Source organism: Rhizobium sp. NPDC090275, assembly GCF_044772225.1.
Lineage (GTDB): Bacteria > Pseudomonadota > Alphaproteobacteria > Rhizobiales > Rhizobiaceae > Rhizobium.
Window position 1 is genome coordinate 429,815 of the sequence record NZ_JBIVYL010000005.1, and the last position, 15,274, is coordinate 445,088.

The following is a 15,274-nucleotide window of genomic DNA, read 5'->3' on the forward strand; positions in this document are numbered from 1 at the left end:
GGGAGGAATCGTGGCCTATACTTCATCGACACTGGCACCGCTCAGGCACGAGACCTACCGCACCATCTGGTTCGCCAGCATCGCTTCCAATTTCGGCGGCCTCATCCAGGCGGTGGGTGCCGCGTGGATGATGACCATGATCACCGCGTCGGGCGACATGGTGGCGCTGGTGCAGACCTCCACCGCGCTTCCCATCATGCTCTTCTCGCTGGTTTCGGGCGCGCTGGCGGACAGCTTCGACAGGCGGCGGGTGATGCTGACGGCGCAGTGTTTCATGCTGGCGGTCTCTGCATTGCTCAGCGTCTTCGCCTTCTTCGGTATCCTCTCTCCCTGGCTGCTCCTGTTCTTCACCTTCCTGCTCGGCTGCGGCACGGCGCTCAACAATCCCTCCTGGCAAGCCTCGGTGGGCGACATGGTTCCGCGCGCCGATCTGCCCGGCGCCGTCACGTTGAACAGCGTCGGCTTCAACATTACCCGCAGCGTCGGGCCGGCGATCGGCGGCATCATCGTGGCGGCCGCCGGTGCGGCAGCGGCCTTTGCCGTCAATACGATGAGCTATTTCGCGCTGATCTACGCCCTGATGCGCTGGAAGCCGACCTACCCCGCGACGACGCTGCCGCGCGAGGCGCTCGGCAGCGCCATCTTCGCCGGGCTGCGCTACATCTCGATGTCGCCCAACCTGCAGAAAGTCATGCTGCGCGGTCTGATCTTCGGCATCAGCGCCAGCTCGATCCTCGCGCTGCTGCCGATCGTGGCGCTGGAGCTGGTGGTCGGTGGTCCCCTTACCTACGGCCTGATGCTCGGATCCTTCGGCATCGGCGCCATCGGCGGCGCGGTGCTGAACGCAAGGCTGCGCGAGCGCTTCTCCAGCGAGACGATCGTGCGGCTGTCGTTTGCGGGCTTCGCGCTCAGCGCGGCGATTGCCGCCTTCAGCCCGATTTCGGCGGTCACCTGCTTGGGATTGGTGATCTCGGGCGCCTGCTGGGTGCTGGCGCTGTCGCTGTTCAACACCATCGTGCAGCTCTCGACGCCGCGTTGGGTGGTCGGCCGGGCGCTGTCGCTCTACCAGACCGTGACCTTCGGCGGGATTGCCGGGGGGAGCTGGATCTGGGGTATCGCCGCCGACAATTACGGCGTCGCCAACGCGCTGCTGATGTCGGCCGTGGTCATGCTGTTCGGCATCGTCGTCGGGCTGAAGTTCGCCATGCCGGCCTTCGAGACGCTCAACCTCGATCCGCTCAATCGCTTCACCGAGCCGGCGCTCGGCCTCGATATCACGCCGCGCAGCGGGCCTGTCGTCATCCAGGTCGATTACGAGATCGACGATCTTGACGTGCCGGAGTTCCTGAAGCTGATGGGCGAGCGGCGGCGTATCCGCATCCGCGATGGGGCGCGCAACTGGGCGCTGATGCGCGATCTGGAAAAGCCGGGCTCGTGGACCGAAACCTACCACACGCCGACCTGGGTCGAGTATATCCGCCACAACCAGCGGCGAACCCAGGTGGACGGCGAAAACACCGACCGGCTAAGGGCGCTGCATCGCGGCGAAGCGGGGCCGCATGTGCACCGGATGATCGAGCGGCAGGCCATTCCGCCCAGCGACGACCTGTTCTTCAAGGCGCATATCGACCTGCACCACTAGCGTCTATTTCAGCTTGCCGATCATGTGGGCTTCGGGATAGCAGGTCGGCTTCATGCCGTTCTTTTCCTGCCACTGGCCGATGGAGCGGCGCGTCTTGTAGCCGGGCAGACCATCGGAACCGCCGACGTCGTAACCCTTCTTCTCCAGCGCCTTCTGCATGGTAGCGACATCCGAGCGCAGCATCTTGCCGACATCGCCCCAGGCGCCTTCGAACGCACCGGAGCCGTATGCGATGCGATCGGCGAGGTTACCGATATAGAGCGCATAGAGATCGGAATTGTTGTATTCCTTGATGACGTAGAAATTCGGCGTCACCAGGAATTCCGGGCCGTCGCGGCCGGCCGGCACCATCATCATGCCCGTGGCGTTCTTCTCACCTGACGGGAAGGCCTTGCCGGAGATGCGGTCGATGCCGAGCGAATTCCAATGGGCAATCGGCTTGCCGAGATCGGGGCCTTCCTGGGCGCAGGAGACGTTTTCGGGGATCGTTACCTCGTAGCCCCAGCTGCGGTTTGCCTGCCAGCCCTTCTTGACCAGGAAGTTGGCGATCGAGGCCAGCGTATCGGGAACCGAAGTCCAGATATTGCGGTGACCATCGCCATCGAAATCGACGGCATATTTCAGATAGCTCGTCGGCATGAACTGCGGCTGGCCGAGCGCGCCCGCCGACGACCCCTTGAAATCGGCCGCCGTGACATCGCCGCCGTCGATGATATGAAGGCCGGCGATCAGCTCGGTGCGGAACATGTCCTTGCGGGTGGACATGAAGGCCTTGGTGGCCAGCACCTCGATACCCGAATTCGGGATCTTGGCGGCGCCGAAGCCGGTCTCGCGGCCCCAGATGGCGAGCACGATCGAGCCGGGCACGCCATAGGTCTTCTCGATCTTCTTCAGCGTCGAGGCGTATTGCGTCTGGAAGCTTCGCCCAGTGACGGCCAGGCGCTTCAGCCGGTCATCGTTGAAATAGGGCGCCGGAGAGGAGAACTCGGCCTGGGTCTGCTTCTGCTCCTTCGGCTTAGGAAAGCCGGGAGGGGCGAGATCGTTCAGCGACCAGTCGAGCGTGACGCCCGAGAATGCGGCCTTGAAGGTCTTTTCGGATATGCCGCTCTTTTGCGCTTCCGGCCAGAGGTCGGTCTGCACCCAGCGTTCGAACTGGGCTTCGACTTCGGCTTTGGAGGGGGCGGCGTGGGCGATGCTGGTGGTTGTTATGAGGGTGAGGAGAATAGCAAGGGCATGCCGTGTGATACCCCCCTCTGTCCTGCCGGACATCTCCCCCACAAGGGGGGAGATTGGCTGGAAGCGGCCGCTCGCTCCACTCTCATTGTTTGACTGGAAGCCCGCCACGAGTCGATCTCCCCCCTTGTGGGGGAGATGCCCGGCAGGGCAGAGGGGGGTATTGTAGGTCTCCGACGGCATCACATCTCCCCTCATATCGTCGTCCGCGCCCGAAGCGCCGCCGTCAGCGTGCCCTCGTCGAGATAATCAAGCTCGCCGCCGACAGGCACGCCATGCGCCAGTCGCGTGATCTTCACATCGAGCCCGGCCAGCTGGTCGGTTATATAGTGTGCTGTGGTCTGCCCCTCGACGGTGGCGTTGACGGCGATGATCAGTTCCTTGATGCCGCCGGCCGTGACGCGTTCGATCAGGCCCTTGATGTTGAGATCGTCAGGGCCGACGCCATCGAGCGGCGAGAGCGTGCCGCCGAGCACGTGATAGGCGGCGTTCAAGGCGGCGGCGCGCTCCAGCGCCCAGAGGTCTGAGACATCCTCGACGACGATGATGACGGACTGGTCGCGGCGATCGTCGGTGCAGACGGTACAGGGATCGGAGGTATCGACATTGCCGCAGCGCGAGCAGATCTTCACCTTGTCATAGGCCTCGCCCATGGCGCTGCCGAGCGGCCCGAGCAGCTGATCCTTCTTCTTGATCAGATGCAGCGCGGCGCGGCGCGCGGAGCGGGGGCCGAGGCCCGGCACCTTCGCCAGCAGCTGGATGAGTTTTTCGATTTCGGGGCCGGTGACTCGCTTTGCCATATCGGGTTCTTAGCCCATATGTTTGAAAAACGGAAACGGACAGAAAAGCAGGCCTCATGAAAATCCTCGCCGTCTGCATCGGCAACGCCGAGAGGCTGCCGGGCAAGAGCTACAAGACCGGCATCAACAAGCACGCGATCAGCGGCGGCGTGCTCGTCGATGCCGAAGGGCTGCTCGGCGACGCGATCTGCAACCGCAAGCACCATGGCGGCGTCGACCAGGCCGTCTATGTCGAGGGATCGCTGACGCTCGACTGGTGGTCGGCGGAGCTCGGGCAGACGATCGCCCCCGGCACCTTCGGCGAAAACCTTGTGATCGAAGGGCTCGACAACACGATGGTCGCGGTCGGCGATCGGTTCATAGCCGGCGATCTTGTTCTTGAGGTGACCTCGGCACGCATACCCTGCGCCACCTTCGCGGCGCGCATGGGCGATCCCTTGTTCGTCAAGCGCTACACCCGCGCCGGCCGGCCGGGCATCTATTGCCGGGTGATCGAACCGGGCATGGTGAGGGCTGGCGAAAGCGTGGAATGGCAGCGGTTCGAGGGTGCACGGGTCACGATGCCGGAGATGATGGCGACATTCGGCAGGCGGTTGTCAGCCGAAGACCGCGCCCGCTATCTGGCCGCGCCGATCCACTACAAGCTGCGCGACAGCCTTCAGGCGGAAAGCTAAGCCCGCGCGGGCCGCAGCCCCGAGATTCCGCCTTTATGATCACTTGCGGATATCAGGACGTCTCCTAATTTCCTCCTGACGGTGTGCCAATCCAAGGAGGCCTGCATGTCCGTCTTCAAGTCTACCTCGATCGCCCTTGCCGTTGCCGCCGCGACGGCCCTTTCCGCTCCCCAGCCGGCGGCGGCGGCCAATGTGCATGCGGGGTCGCTGACCTGCGATATCTCGGCGGGAATCGGCATGATCATCGGCTCGAAACGGGAGGTGGACTGCATGTTCACGCCCTCGCAGCCCGGGCATGTGGAGCATTATCGCGGCGCGATCACCAAGATCGGCGTGGATATCGGCGTGCTGAAAGGCGGAACGCTGATCTGGTACGTCTATGCGCCGGCGAACCACCCCGAGGGTGCGCTGCAGGGCAGCTATTCCGGCGTGGCGGCCAATGCGACCGTCGGCCTCGGGCTCGGGGCGAATGCGCTGGTGGGCGGCCTGGAGGGATCGGTGGCGCTGCAGCCGCTATCCGTCGAGGGCACCTCGGGCCTCAACGTCGCGGCCGGCATCGCCAACATGAAGCTGACCTTCGTTCCGCCGCCGAAGGCAAAGCCCGCCAAGCACCACACGCAAAAGCACACGAAATAAGCGTTCTCAAACGACAAGCGCCGGCCACCCGATGGGCGCCGGCGCTCTCAAATTCACATTCGATCTGACGATCAGAACGGCATCTTGAAGCCGGGCGGGATCGGCAGGCCTGCCGTCAGCGCCTTGGTCTTTTCCGCGGCGACCGCGTCGGCCTTTTCCTTGGCATCCTTGTGGGCGGCGACGATCAGGTCCTCGAGGATTTCGACGTCGTCTTCCTTGAAGAGCGACGGGTCGATCTTCAGGCTTTGCATTTCGCCCTTGCCTGATATGACGACGGTCACGAGACCGCCACCGGACTTGCCTTCAGCCGTGAGCGAGGCGATTTCTGCCTGCATCTGCTCCATCTTGGCCTGCATTTCCTTGACTTTGCCCATCATGCCCATGATGTCGCGCATCGTCTTGCTCCTTCTTGGTGTCTCAGAATTCTATGTCGTCGCCGGGCAGGATATCGCCCTCTTCGGATTCGGCGGTCGCCGGCGCCTGCACGGGACCTTCCTCTTCCTCAGGTTCCGGCGCGCGGACGCGAACGTCGATGATCTTGGCGCCTGGAAACTGCGAGAGGATGGCCGCCACATCAGGATCCTGCCGGGCGTCGCTCACCTGCTGCGCCTTGGCGTTGGCTTCGGCTTCCACCATGGTCGGCTGGCCGGCCTCGCGGCTGAGGCTGACGATCCAGTGGATGCCGGTCCATTCCTTGAGCTTCAGCGCAAGTTCGTTGAGCAGCGTTCCCGGCGCGCCTTCCGTCAGGTTGACATCCAGGATGCCGGGCTGAACGCGAACCGGGCGCACGAAGTTGCGCACCAGCGCCTTGATCTTCACATCGCGCTTTTCGCCGGCGAGGTTGGCGATATCGCTGACCGAATTGACCCGCACCAGCGGCTGCGGCGCATCGGCGGCCTTCGCCTCGGTGCGGCCGACGGCCAGGCTCTGAGGATCGGAGTTCTGGACGACGCGCAGCATGGCGGTCGGGCCGGCGGGCTGCGGGCGCGGCGCCGTGGCTTCCGCGGCGCGGGCCATGACATTGCCCTGGTAGCTGACGGTCGCGCCGCCATTTCCACCGCCGTTGCCGGCTGGTGCCTGCGAACGCGCGCCACCGTTGTTTTCGGAAAACTCCGCAAGCCTACGGGCTGCGTCCTCGGGGGCAGGGAGGTGGGCGGCGTGCGCCAGGCGGATCAGCACCATTTCAGCGGCACCCGACGGGCGCGAGGATGCCTCCACCTCGGGAATGCCCTTCAAGAGCATCTGCCAGATGCGCGACAGCGCCGTGACGGCGACGCCTTGCGAGAATTCGGCGCCCTTGGTGCGCTCGATTTCGCTGAGCGAGGGATCGTTTGCGGCATCCGGCACGTATTTCAGACGCGTCACCAGATGGGTGAAATCGGCAAGATCGGTCAGCACCGCAACCGGATTGGCGCCGGCCTCGTACTGGCTCTCGAATTCGCCGAGCGCTGCGGCCACGTCACCCTTGATGACATGCTGGAAGAGATCGACGATGCGGGCGCGGTCGGCGAGACCGAGCATCCCACGCACCGATTCGGCCAGCACCGCGCCGCCGCCATGGGCAATCGCCTGGTCGAGCAGCGACAGGCCGTCGCGCGCGGAGCCTTCGGCCGCACGGGCGATCATCGCCAGCGCATCGGGCTCAGCCTCGATGCCTTCCTTCGATGCGATCGTGGTGAACAGGCCGACGAGATCGGACGCGCTGATGCGGCGCAGGTCGAAGCGCTGGCAGCGCGACAGGACCGTGATCGGCACCTTGCGGATCTCAGTCGTGGCAAAAATGAACTTCACATGCTCCGGCGGCTCTTCGAGCGTCTTCAAGAGGCCGTTGAAGGCCTGCGTCGAGAGCATGTGCACTTCATCGATGATGTAGACCTTGTAGCGCGCAGACACCGGGCGGTAGCGCACCTGCTCGATGATCTCTCTGATATCGTCGATACCGGTATGCGAGGCGGCGTCCATCTCGATGACATCGACATGGCGGCCTTCCATGATCGCCTGGCAGTGGTCGCCGGGGATGCGCAGATCGATCGTCGGCTTGTCGATCTCGGCTGTCTTGTAATTCAGCGCGCGCGCCAGGATGCGAGCGGTCGTCGTCTTGCCGACCCCGCGAACGCCGGTCAGCATGTAGGCTTGCGCAATACGGCCGGTCTCGAAGGCGTTGGTCAGGGTCTGGACCATCGGCTCCTGGCCGACCATCAGATCCGTGAAATCCTTGGGGCGGTATTTGCGTGCCAGCACCCGGTATCCGGTGCCCGTCGAGGCGGCATCTTGTGATTGTCGCTCGGTGTCGCTCATCGCCCTGCTTAACGCCCGAACTCTTCGGGCAAAGGATGGAGAGAAGGGTGGGAGGCTGGCACGATGACCCGTGCCTGGCTCGTTAGGGCTGCTTCCTTCCGGACCTGACCCGGTTGGCGAGTGGCTCGTCCACCACCAACCTCCCGAAGGCACATATCGGCAATATCGCGATCAAAAGCAAGCCAAGCTCCGAAAAAACTGCTAGCCTATGGAAAACTCTGGAGGAATACCCGTTGGACGCTTTCAAACTCGACCACCGGCTGGCCAATGACAGCATCAGTATCCTGAAAACGGGCCTCTGCGACTTCCGGCTGGCCAGGGACTGTCGCTGGCCATGGCTGATCCTCGTGCCGCAGCGCGCCGATATCACCGAGATTTTCGAGCTGACGCCGCTCGACCAGGTGATGCTGACCTTCGAGACGGAACTGGCATCCACCGCCTTGAAGAAGGTGACCGGGGCGACAAAAATCAATGTCGCGGCTATTGGCAATATCGTCCGCCAGCTTCATGTTCATGTCGTCGCGCGCTTCGAAGGCGATCCGAACTGGCCCGGCCCGATCTGGGGCTACGGCAAGGCGGAGGCCTATGAGGACGCGAAACGAGACCAATTCATAGAGACGATGCGGGAAGCCCTTTCATCATGAGCCGTTCGCTTTTCGAGACGGATGTACCCCATCCCGAGCCCAGCAATCTGACGGCATTCGCCGCCAACGACCTGATCCGCGATTCCGAGCATCGCAACGAAAACTCGGTGGACGAGGCGCTCGCCAAGGATGGAACCCATATCTTCGCCTTTACCGGCGACAAGCTTGTGTTGAAGCATGACGGCCAGGTGCTCGACCCGCTGTTTGCGCGCTACGAGCTGACCGATCTCAAGCCCAATTGGGACGAGACGATCCTGCTCGGCTATCGCAAGACCGGCGAGCCGAGATTGGCGGTGCCTGTCGCCGTGCCGGAAGAACAGCTTTCGAGCCAATACAAGCCCGCCGATGGCCGCTCGCTCTATCGCGACATGCTGCTCGACGACGTGCTGCTCGGCGAATTCGCGCAGGGCGCCAGCCTGATCCGCTGGAACAGCGACAACCGGTTCTGCGGGCGCTGTGGATCCGGCATGGAGATGCATATCGGCGGCTACAAGCGCGTCTGCTCCGCCTGCCAGCACACGATCTTCCCGCGCACCGATCCTGTCGTCATCATGCTCACCGTCGACGAGGAGCGTGATCTCTGCCTGCTCGGGCGCGGTCCGCATTTCGCGCCGGGCATGTATTCCTGTCTCGCCGGCTTCGTCGAGCCCGGCGAAACCATCGAGAACGCCGTGCGCCGCGAGACGCTGGAAGAATCCGGCATCCGCACCGGTCGTATCCGCTACCACGCCTCGCAGCCCTGGCCGATGCCGCACACGCTGATGATCGGCTGCTACGCCGAGGCCAAATCGCGCGACATCACCCGCGACGAGCAGGAGCTCGAGGATTGCCGCTGGTTTACCCGCGAGGAAACGATCGAGATGCTCGAGCGTCCCGGTGCCAACGGCAGCGCCCCGCCGCCGAAGGGCGCGATCGCTCACCGCCTGATGCGCGACTGGGTGGAGTGGAAAAACCGATAGGCCAATAGAATGGCACGCTCCGAGAGGTTGCTGACCCTGCTGCAGACGCTGCGCCGTTACCGGCGGCCGGTAAGCGGCGCGGTGCTCGCGGAAGAAACCGGCGTCAGTATCCGCACGCTCTACCGCGACATCGCCAGCCTGCAGGCGCAAGGCGCGTTGATCGAGGGCGAGCCGGGGCTTGGCTATATTCTGAGGCCCGGCTTCATGCTGCCGCCGATGATGTTTTCGCAGGACGAGATCGAGGCGCTGGTGCTGGGATCGCGCTGGGTGGCGCGGGCGGCCGACCCCAGGCTGGCGGCAGCGGGCGCCGACGCGCTCGCCAAGATCGCCGACGTGCTGCCACGCGAGATCCGCGACGAGATCGAAACGTCCGCTCTCCTCATCCACATGCGCCCGCCGATATCGAGCAAGGCCGACATGGGCGTGATCCGCAAGGCGATCCGCGGCGAGCGGGTGCTGAAGCTCACCTATACCGATGAGGGCGGCACCGTCTCCATCCGCAATGTCTGGCCCTTCGCCATCAGCTATACCGAGCAGGTCCGGATGATCGTCGCCTGGTGCGAGCTCAGACAGGATTACAGGCATTTCCGCACCGATCGCATCGTCGAGATGATCCCGCAGGAAACGCGCTATCCACGCCGCCGCGCCGTGCTGCTGCAGGAGTGGAGCGACCGCGAGGTCCCGCCGCGCGTACAGAAAACACTACTGCCATAAACTGACAGCATATGAGTCTAGTATGGGTCCCATCGAAACAGGAGGACCTGCCATGACGAGCCTGAACACGTCCCAGACCATGGGCCAGACCATGGGCCAGACGACACGCGGCAACCACCGTTCCGACGAGGCCAGCTCTGACACCTGGTATCCGCAATCGCTGATGCTCAGGATGATGCAGAATGCATCGCGCAGCATGGCGCATAGCATGGGACGTACTGGCGCTCCGCGCCTCGATCCGCAATCGATGTCGGAAAACCTGAGGCGCGATATCGGCGTCATCGACTGGGGCAGCCGCGACCGCGAGCGGTAACCGACACTCTAACATTTCAATCACGCCTTTGACCGCTGCCGGAAAGCCCGGCGGTGTTCGCATCATCACGTCATTTTCACGCAGAGGGACACCATCATGAACAGCCCCAATCTCATCATTCTCTATGTCCGCGATCCCGCCGCTAGCGCCAGCTTCTACAAGGCGCTCTTGAACCGCGAGCCGGTCGCCGACGCTCCCAATTTCGTGGCTTTCGCGCTCGATGGCGGATTCACGCTCGGGCTGTGGCGGCTGAGCAGCGTCGTGCCGCAACCATCGGCGATCGGCAGCCGCGCCGAGATCGCCTTCATGGTGCCGGGCGAAAACGGCGTCTCCAACCTCTACCGCGACTGGCGCGACCGCCACCTGCCGATCGCTCAGGACCTGACCGACCTCGACTTCGGCCCGACCTTCGTGGTGCTCGATCCGGATGGGCATCGGTTGCGGGTTTGTGAGCCGGATAAGTAAGCATCACTGCAGAGCATTAAAAAGGGCGCCTCGGCGCCCTTTGTCGTTACTTCTGCAGCAGGCCCCGCATCGGGTGGCCCTTGTAGACGCCGAGAATGCGCACCTTCTCGGAGAAGAACTGCAGCTCTTCCAGCGCGCGGCGGACGTTGGCGTCGCCGGGGTGGCCTTCGATGTCGGCGTAGAACTGGGTGGCGACGAACTTGCCGCCGAGCTGGTAGCTTTCCAGCTTGGTCATATTGATGCTGTTGGTGGCAAAGCCGCCGAGCGCCTTGTAGAGCGCGGCCGGAATGTTGCGGACGTTGAAGACAAAGGTGGTGACCAGCTTCTCTTCGGCGGCACCGCGCTCGGCCCACTTCTCGTCGCGCGAGAGGATGACGAAGCGGGTGACGTTGTCTTCGGTGTCCTCGACGTTCTCGGCGATGATATCCAGCTTGTAGAGGTCGGCTGCCAGACGCGGCGCAAGGGCTGCCATCGAGCGATCGCCGGTTTCCTGCACCAGCTTGGCAGCGCCCGCCGTATCGCCGGCAACCACGGCCTTCCAGCCATTGGCGCGCACGATCTTGCGGCACTGGCCGAGCGCGTGGATGTGGCTATGGACCGTGCGGACCTCGTCCTTGGTCACGCCGGGCAGCACCATGAGCTGGAAGCGGATCGGCATGAAATATTCGCCGATGATATGCAGGCGCGATTCCGGCAGCAGGTGATGAATGTCGGCAACGCGGCCGGCGATGGTGTTTTCGATCGGGATCATCGCCAAATCGGCATCGCCGCTTTCGAGCGCCACGAAGGCATCCTCAAAGGTCTGGCACGGCAGCGGATCCATATCAGGAAACATGTCGCGGCAGGCCATGTCGGAATTGGCGCCGAAGTCGCCCTGGAAGGCGATTTTGTTGGTCTTGATGCTCATGGGAGATCCGTCATTTCTATTGTGCGGAGAGAATGCGCCGCGCCTTTTCAAGGTCGGCGGGAGTATCGACACCGAGCGGAACGGTGTCAACGATCTCGACATCGATGCGCATGCCGGCTTCCAGCGCCCGCAGCTGCTCCAGCGATTCGCGCTTTTCGAGCGTGGAGGGCCCGAGCGATACGAAGCGCTCGAGCGCCGCGCGGCGATAGGTGTAGAGGCCGATGTGATGATAGAGCGGGCCTTCGCCGTAGGGAGCCGTTGCCCGCGTGAAGTAGAGCGCCCGCATGCGGGTTTCCGACAGAGGCGCGCCGACCACCTTGACGATATGCGGTGCCGTCTTGTCTTCTTCGTTGTCGATGGCGATCGTCAGCGTGGCGATATCGACGGCGGCGTCTTGAAGCGGGCGCAGCGATGCGCGCACCGTTTCCGGCTCGATCGTCGGCAGGTCGCCCTGGACGTTGACGATATATTCGATGCGGCCTTCGGGATCGACCTTGGTCAGCGCCTCGTAAATGCGGTCGGAGCCGGACTGGTGCGCCTTGGCGGTCATGACGACCTCGAAACCGGCGGCGGCGACCACGTCGAACACTTCCTGCTCGTCGACGGCAACGACCACGCGGCCGATCGCGGCCTCCTTCGCTCTCAGAGCCACCTGGATGACCATTGGCTTGCCGCAGATGTCGGCGAGCGGCTTTCCGGGCAGTCGGGTGGATGCCATGCGGGCCGGAATGAGGACGAGTACGTTGTCTAAATTTGGACTTGCCATTGCTCAGGCCTTCATTTCCGGGCGGAAAGGTGTCAAAAAGTCTCATGCTGCCGAGGCGTTCGGCTGTTGCAAGAACTAGCCAAAAGACATAGGTTTCGCTCGATTTCAAGTGACAGACCGGTTTTATGTCTGCCGGCTGTGAGGGGGGAGCATCACAGATGAATTCTTACGTGAATACGGCGGTGGGAGCGCTACTTGGGACGGTTTTCGTCCTGATGTCCGTATCCATCGCTTCGGAAAGCCTATTTCATTCGGAAAATCCGGAGAAAGAGGGCTTTACCATTGTAGCCGAGGAAGCTTCGGCCGCCGATGCCGGCGGTGCTGCTCCGGCTGCCGCCGTGCCGATCGCGCAGTTGCTTGCAAAAGCCGACGCGAAGGCCGGCGAAACAGTCTTCAAGAAGTGTCAGGCCTGTCATGACGGCACGAAAGGGGGACCGAACAAGGTCGGGCCGAACCTCTTTGGTGTCGTAGATCGTCCGATCGGCTCGCATGAAGGTTTCGCCTATTCCGCCGCCATGAAGGATTTTTCCAAGGGCGCCAGCGAGAAGTGGACCTTCGATCACCTGAATCACTTCCTGGCAGCGCCAAAGAAGTACATTGCGGGAACGGCGATGGGCTTTGCCGGCCTCCAGAAGGACACCGACCGCGCCAACGTGATCCTCTATCTGCACACGCTGGCCGATTCGCCGGTGCCGCTGCCGGATCCGAACGCGCCTGATTCGGCGACGCAGTGAGATCATCCATTGCATGAAATACGAAAGCCCGGCCGATGCGCCGGGCTTTTTCGTTTCGGGTATCTCGATTATCCGAGCAGGTAGGCCCAGAAGGAGACGGTGATGGCGCCGAGCGCCGTCGTCAGCGTGATCGTCGAGGCGGCCAAGCTATGGCCGACGCCGAAGCGGTTGGCGATCAGCCAGGCGTTGACGCCTGTGGGAACCGCCGAGATCAGGACAAGTGCGGCGGTCCAATCGCTTTCGAGGCCGAGCAGATGGCTGGTCGTCCAGACGCAGGCAGGCAAGAGCAACAGCTTGAACGCCGAGGTGACGCTGGCGATGCCGACATTGCCGGAAGTGCCATACTGCTGCAGCGCCATGCCGAGCGAGATGAGGGCGACGGGGCCGGAGACGCCGGCGATCTGATCGACCACCAGTTCGACCGGCATCGGCATCCTCCAGCCGAGCAGATGCATGAGGGCGCCGCCGGCGAGCCCGATGACGAGCGGATTGCGCACGAGATTGCTGGCGATCTGGCGCAGCACCGCGACAATGCTGCGGCCCTTGCCACCCGCGATCTTGTGCTCGGCGCGCTCCATCAGGATGGTGCCGATGATCATCATGACCGGCAGGTGCACGGCGATCAGGATCGACAGCGGCACGAGGCCCTTGTCGCCGACGGTGCGCTGAACGAGCGGCAGGCCGATGAAGATGGTGTTGGCAAAGGCCGACGACACGCCAGCGAGCACGCCGATGCGGTCATCGCGACCGAAGAAGCGCGTGGCGGCGATATGGGCGGCGGTCCAGGTGATGGCGACGCCGGAGAAATAGGCGATCCAGAGCCGGAAGGGCGAAGCGCCCTTGAAGTCCGCCTCGGCAATGGTGCGGAAGAGCAGCAACGGCACGGCGATCTTGAAGACGAAGTCGCTCAAGGCATCGCCGACCTCCGCCTTCATCAATCCCACTTTGACGATCAGCCAGCCGATGAGGATCATCACGAAGATGGGAAGAACGTCGAGAAAGATGGCGGACATCGGGGATGGAGTGCCTATTGCATGGAATATCAAAGGTCTAACAGCAAACCGTTCGCGCTGACAAACCGGAATGACATCGGGCCAAGGCGCAAACGCAAAAAAAGCGGGGTTCGGCCCGCTTTTCCGCATCCGGTCCTGCCGGATTGCCGGTTGGTCATGCTGCCAGTTCATCCGTGGTCAGCGTCGCACCGGTATCGTCGAAGGGCGCCATTTCATTTGTCGGGCCCTTCTCGATCGGCGACTGCCCTAAAGCCGTCCATGCCGATCTTGTTGATGAGAGATATAGCCAGCCAAAATGACAGGCGAATGACGTCGGCGCGGCATTTTTGCGAAAGGATTGGCCGCAAGTCCGGCATTTCTGCTTCCCATGGGCTGAAAATCCGCTAAGACCGACTACCGGCTATCACCAAAACCGGGACCTCCCATTTCATGACCAAATTCGATGTACTGACTGTCGGCAACGCCATCGTCGATATTATCGCGCGTTGCGACGACCAGTTCCTCATTGATCACAAGATCACCAAGGCAGCGATGAACCTGATCGATGCCGAGCGCGCCGAACTGCTCTACAACCACATGGGCCCGGCGCTGGAAGCCTCGGGCGGCAGCGCCGGCAACACGGCGGCCGGCATCGCCAATTTCGGCGGCAAGGCTGCCTATTTCGGCAAGGTTGCCGAAGACCAGCTCGGCGAAATCTTCGCGCACGACATCCGCGCCCAGGGCGTGCACTACCAGACACAGCCGAAGGGCAAGTTCCCGCCGACCGCCCGCTCGATGATCTTCGTGACCGAGGATGGCGAGCGCTCGATGAACACCTATCTCGGCGCCTGCGTCGAACTCGGACCCGAGGATGTCGAGCCCGAGGTCGTGGCCCAGTCGAAGGTGACCTATTTCGAAGGCTATCTCTGGGATCCGCCGCGCGCCAAGGAAGCGATCCGCGATTGCGCCCGCATCGCCCATGAGAACGGCCGCGAAATGTCGATGACGCTCTCCGACAGCTTCTGCGTCGGCCGTTATCGCGACGAGTTTCTCGACCTGATGCGCTCGGGCACCGTCGACATCGTTTTCGCCAACAAGCAGGAGGCGCTGGCGCTTTACGAGACCGAGGATTTCGAAGAGGCCCTCGTCAAGATCGCGCAGGATTGCAAGATCGCCGCGGTGACGATGAGCGAAGAGGGTGCCGTCATCTTGAAGGGCAGCGAGCGCTTCTATGTCAGCGCCATCGAGATCAAGGAGCTTGTCGACACGACCGGCGCCGGCGATCTGTTCGCCGCGGGTTTCCTTTACGGCTACACGCAGGGGCGGACGCTTGAGGATTGCGGCAAGCTCGGCTGCCTGGCGGCCGGTATTGTCATCCAGCAGATCGGACCGCGTCCGATGAAGTCGCTCGCTGAGGCCGGCAAGCAGGCGGGTCTCGTCTAAGGCCTGACTTACCTCTGGCGTACCTGCCTCTGACTTATCTGGAAGCCTTCAATC

17 protein-coding genes and 1 other RNA gene are annotated in these 15,274 nt (G+C 63.1%); 10 read left to right on the forward strand and 8 right to left on the reverse strand.

The window, feature by feature from the left end; translation table 11 throughout:
* The first annotated feature begins 10 nt into the window (after positions 1-10).
* Positions 11-1,642 (forward strand): MFS transporter, encoded by a 1,632-nt coding sequence (locus ACIQUB_RS15980; RefSeq protein ID WP_113237426.1) that lies wholly within the window; start codon positions 11-13, stop codon positions 1,640-1,642.
* A 3-nt stretch (positions 1,643-1,645) separates the two neighbouring features.
* Here the strand turns inward: ACIQUB_RS15980 and ACIQUB_RS15985 are convergent, their stop codons facing one another.
* Both ACIQUB_RS15985 and recR read right to left on the reverse strand, forming a co-directional pair.
* Positions 1,646-2,911 (reverse strand): lytic murein transglycosylase, encoded by a 1,266-nt coding sequence (locus tag ACIQUB_RS15985; protein ID WP_113237469.1) that lies wholly within the window; start codon positions 2,909-2,911, stop codon positions 1,646-1,648.
* A gap of 158 nt (positions 2,912-3,069) precedes the next feature.
* Entirely contained in the window at positions 3,070-3,675 is a 606-nt protein-coding gene (recR, locus tag ACIQUB_RS15990; RefSeq protein WP_047506538.1) for a recombination mediator RecR, read from the reverse strand.
* Positions 3,676-3,731: 56 nt separating this feature from the next.
* Here recR and ACIQUB_RS15995 point away from each other — a divergent pair, with 56 nt between their 5' ends.
* Positions 3,732-4,349, forward strand: a complete 618-nt coding sequence (locus ACIQUB_RS15995; RefSeq protein ID WP_113239708.1) for an MOSC domain-containing protein — start codon at positions 3,732-3,734, stop codon at positions 4,347-4,349.
* A 105-nt stretch (positions 4,350-4,454) separates the two neighbouring features.
* Complete coding sequence (locus tag ACIQUB_RS16000) at positions 4,455-4,985, forward strand: DUF992 domain-containing protein (protein ID WP_113239707.1); 531 nt, start codon at positions 4,455-4,457, stop codon at positions 4,983-4,985.
* A gap of 71 nt (positions 4,986-5,056) precedes the next feature.
* Here the strand turns inward: ACIQUB_RS16000 and ACIQUB_RS16005 are convergent, their stop codons facing one another.
* The 3 genes from ACIQUB_RS16005 to ffs form a co-directional block, all read right to left on the reverse strand.
* On the reverse strand, positions 5,057-5,380 hold the full coding sequence (locus tag ACIQUB_RS16005) for a YbaB/EbfC family nucleoid-associated protein (protein ID WP_113239706.1): 324 nt from the start codon (positions 5,378-5,380) through the stop codon (positions 5,057-5,059).
* A gap of 22 nt (positions 5,381-5,402) precedes the next feature.
* Positions 5,403-7,283 (reverse strand): DNA polymerase III subunit gamma/tau, encoded by a 1,881-nt coding sequence (locus ACIQUB_RS16010; protein WP_113239705.1) that lies wholly within the window; start codon positions 7,281-7,283, stop codon positions 5,403-5,405.
* 47 nt (positions 7,284-7,330) lie between these two features.
* Positions 7,331-7,427, reverse strand: an RNA gene (ffs, locus tag ACIQUB_RS16015) — signal recognition particle sRNA small type.
* Positions 7,428-7,516: 89 nt separating this feature from the next.
* Between ffs and ACIQUB_RS16020 the strand changes: the two genes are divergently transcribed.
* The 5 genes from ACIQUB_RS16020 (at position 7,517) to ACIQUB_RS16040 (ending at position 10,378) form a co-directional block, all read left to right on the forward strand.
* Positions 7,517-7,927 (forward strand): HIT family protein, encoded by a 411-nt coding sequence (locus ACIQUB_RS16020; protein WP_111563253.1) that lies wholly within the window; start codon positions 7,517-7,519, stop codon positions 7,925-7,927.
* Positions 7,924-8,886 (forward strand): NAD(+) diphosphatase, encoded by a 963-nt coding sequence (nudC, locus tag ACIQUB_RS16025; RefSeq protein ID WP_113239704.1) that lies wholly within the window; start codon positions 7,924-7,926, stop codon positions 8,884-8,886. Before ACIQUB_RS16020 ends, nudC begins: the two co-directional genes overlap by 4 nt.
* A gap of 9 nt (positions 8,887-8,895) precedes the next feature.
* A complete protein-coding gene (locus ACIQUB_RS16030; RefSeq protein ID WP_113239703.1) occupies positions 8,896-9,600 on the forward strand; it encodes a YafY family protein in 705 nt (234 codons plus the stop codon).
* 52 nt (positions 9,601-9,652) lie between these two features.
* Complete coding sequence (locus ACIQUB_RS16035; RefSeq protein WP_402930552.1) at positions 9,653-9,913, forward strand: hypothetical protein; 261 nt, start codon at positions 9,653-9,655, stop codon at positions 9,911-9,913.
* Between the two features lie 96 nt (positions 9,914-10,009).
* Complete coding sequence (locus ACIQUB_RS16040; RefSeq protein WP_047506521.1) at positions 10,010-10,378, forward strand: VOC family protein; 369 nt, start codon at positions 10,010-10,012, stop codon at positions 10,376-10,378.
* Positions 10,379-10,424: 46 nt separating this feature from the next.
* Here ACIQUB_RS16040 and ACIQUB_RS16045 read toward each other — a convergent pair whose 3' ends face one another.
* Both ACIQUB_RS16045 and ACIQUB_RS16050 read right to left on the reverse strand, forming a co-directional pair.
* Positions 10,425-11,285, reverse strand: coding sequence for a prephenate dehydratase (locus ACIQUB_RS16045; RefSeq protein WP_047506519.1), 861 nt, complete (start codon positions 11,283-11,285; stop codon positions 10,425-10,427).
* A gap of 16 nt (positions 11,286-11,301) precedes the next feature.
* The gene (locus ACIQUB_RS16050) at positions 11,302-12,051 is read right to left on the reverse strand and encodes a 3-deoxy-manno-octulosonate cytidylyltransferase (protein WP_113239702.1); all 750 of its coding nucleotides are present in this window, start codon (positions 12,049-12,051) and stop codon (positions 11,302-11,304) included.
* A 158-nt stretch (positions 12,052-12,209) separates the two neighbouring features.
* Between ACIQUB_RS16050 and ACIQUB_RS16055 the strand changes: the two genes are divergently transcribed.
* Positions 12,210-12,785 carry a cytochrome c family protein gene (locus tag ACIQUB_RS16055; protein ID WP_111563037.1) on the forward strand — a complete coding sequence of 192 codons (576 nt, stop codon included), beginning with the start codon at positions 12,210-12,212 and terminating at the stop codon, positions 12,783-12,785.
* Between the two features lie 68 nt (positions 12,786-12,853).
* On the opposite strand, the gene ACIQUB_RS16060 is transcribed toward ACIQUB_RS16055, so the two are convergent.
* Complete coding sequence (locus tag ACIQUB_RS16060) at positions 12,854-13,798, reverse strand: AEC family transporter (protein ID WP_113239701.1); 945 nt, start codon at positions 13,796-13,798, stop codon at positions 12,854-12,856.
* Positions 13,799-14,227: 429 nt separating this feature from the next.
* On the opposite strand from ACIQUB_RS16060, the gene ACIQUB_RS16065 reads away from it, so the two are divergent.
* Positions 14,228-15,220 (forward strand): adenosine kinase, encoded by a 993-nt coding sequence (locus ACIQUB_RS16065; RefSeq protein ID WP_018899092.1) that lies wholly within the window; start codon positions 14,228-14,230, stop codon positions 15,218-15,220.
* The last annotated feature ends 54 nt before the right edge of the window (positions 15,221-15,274 follow it).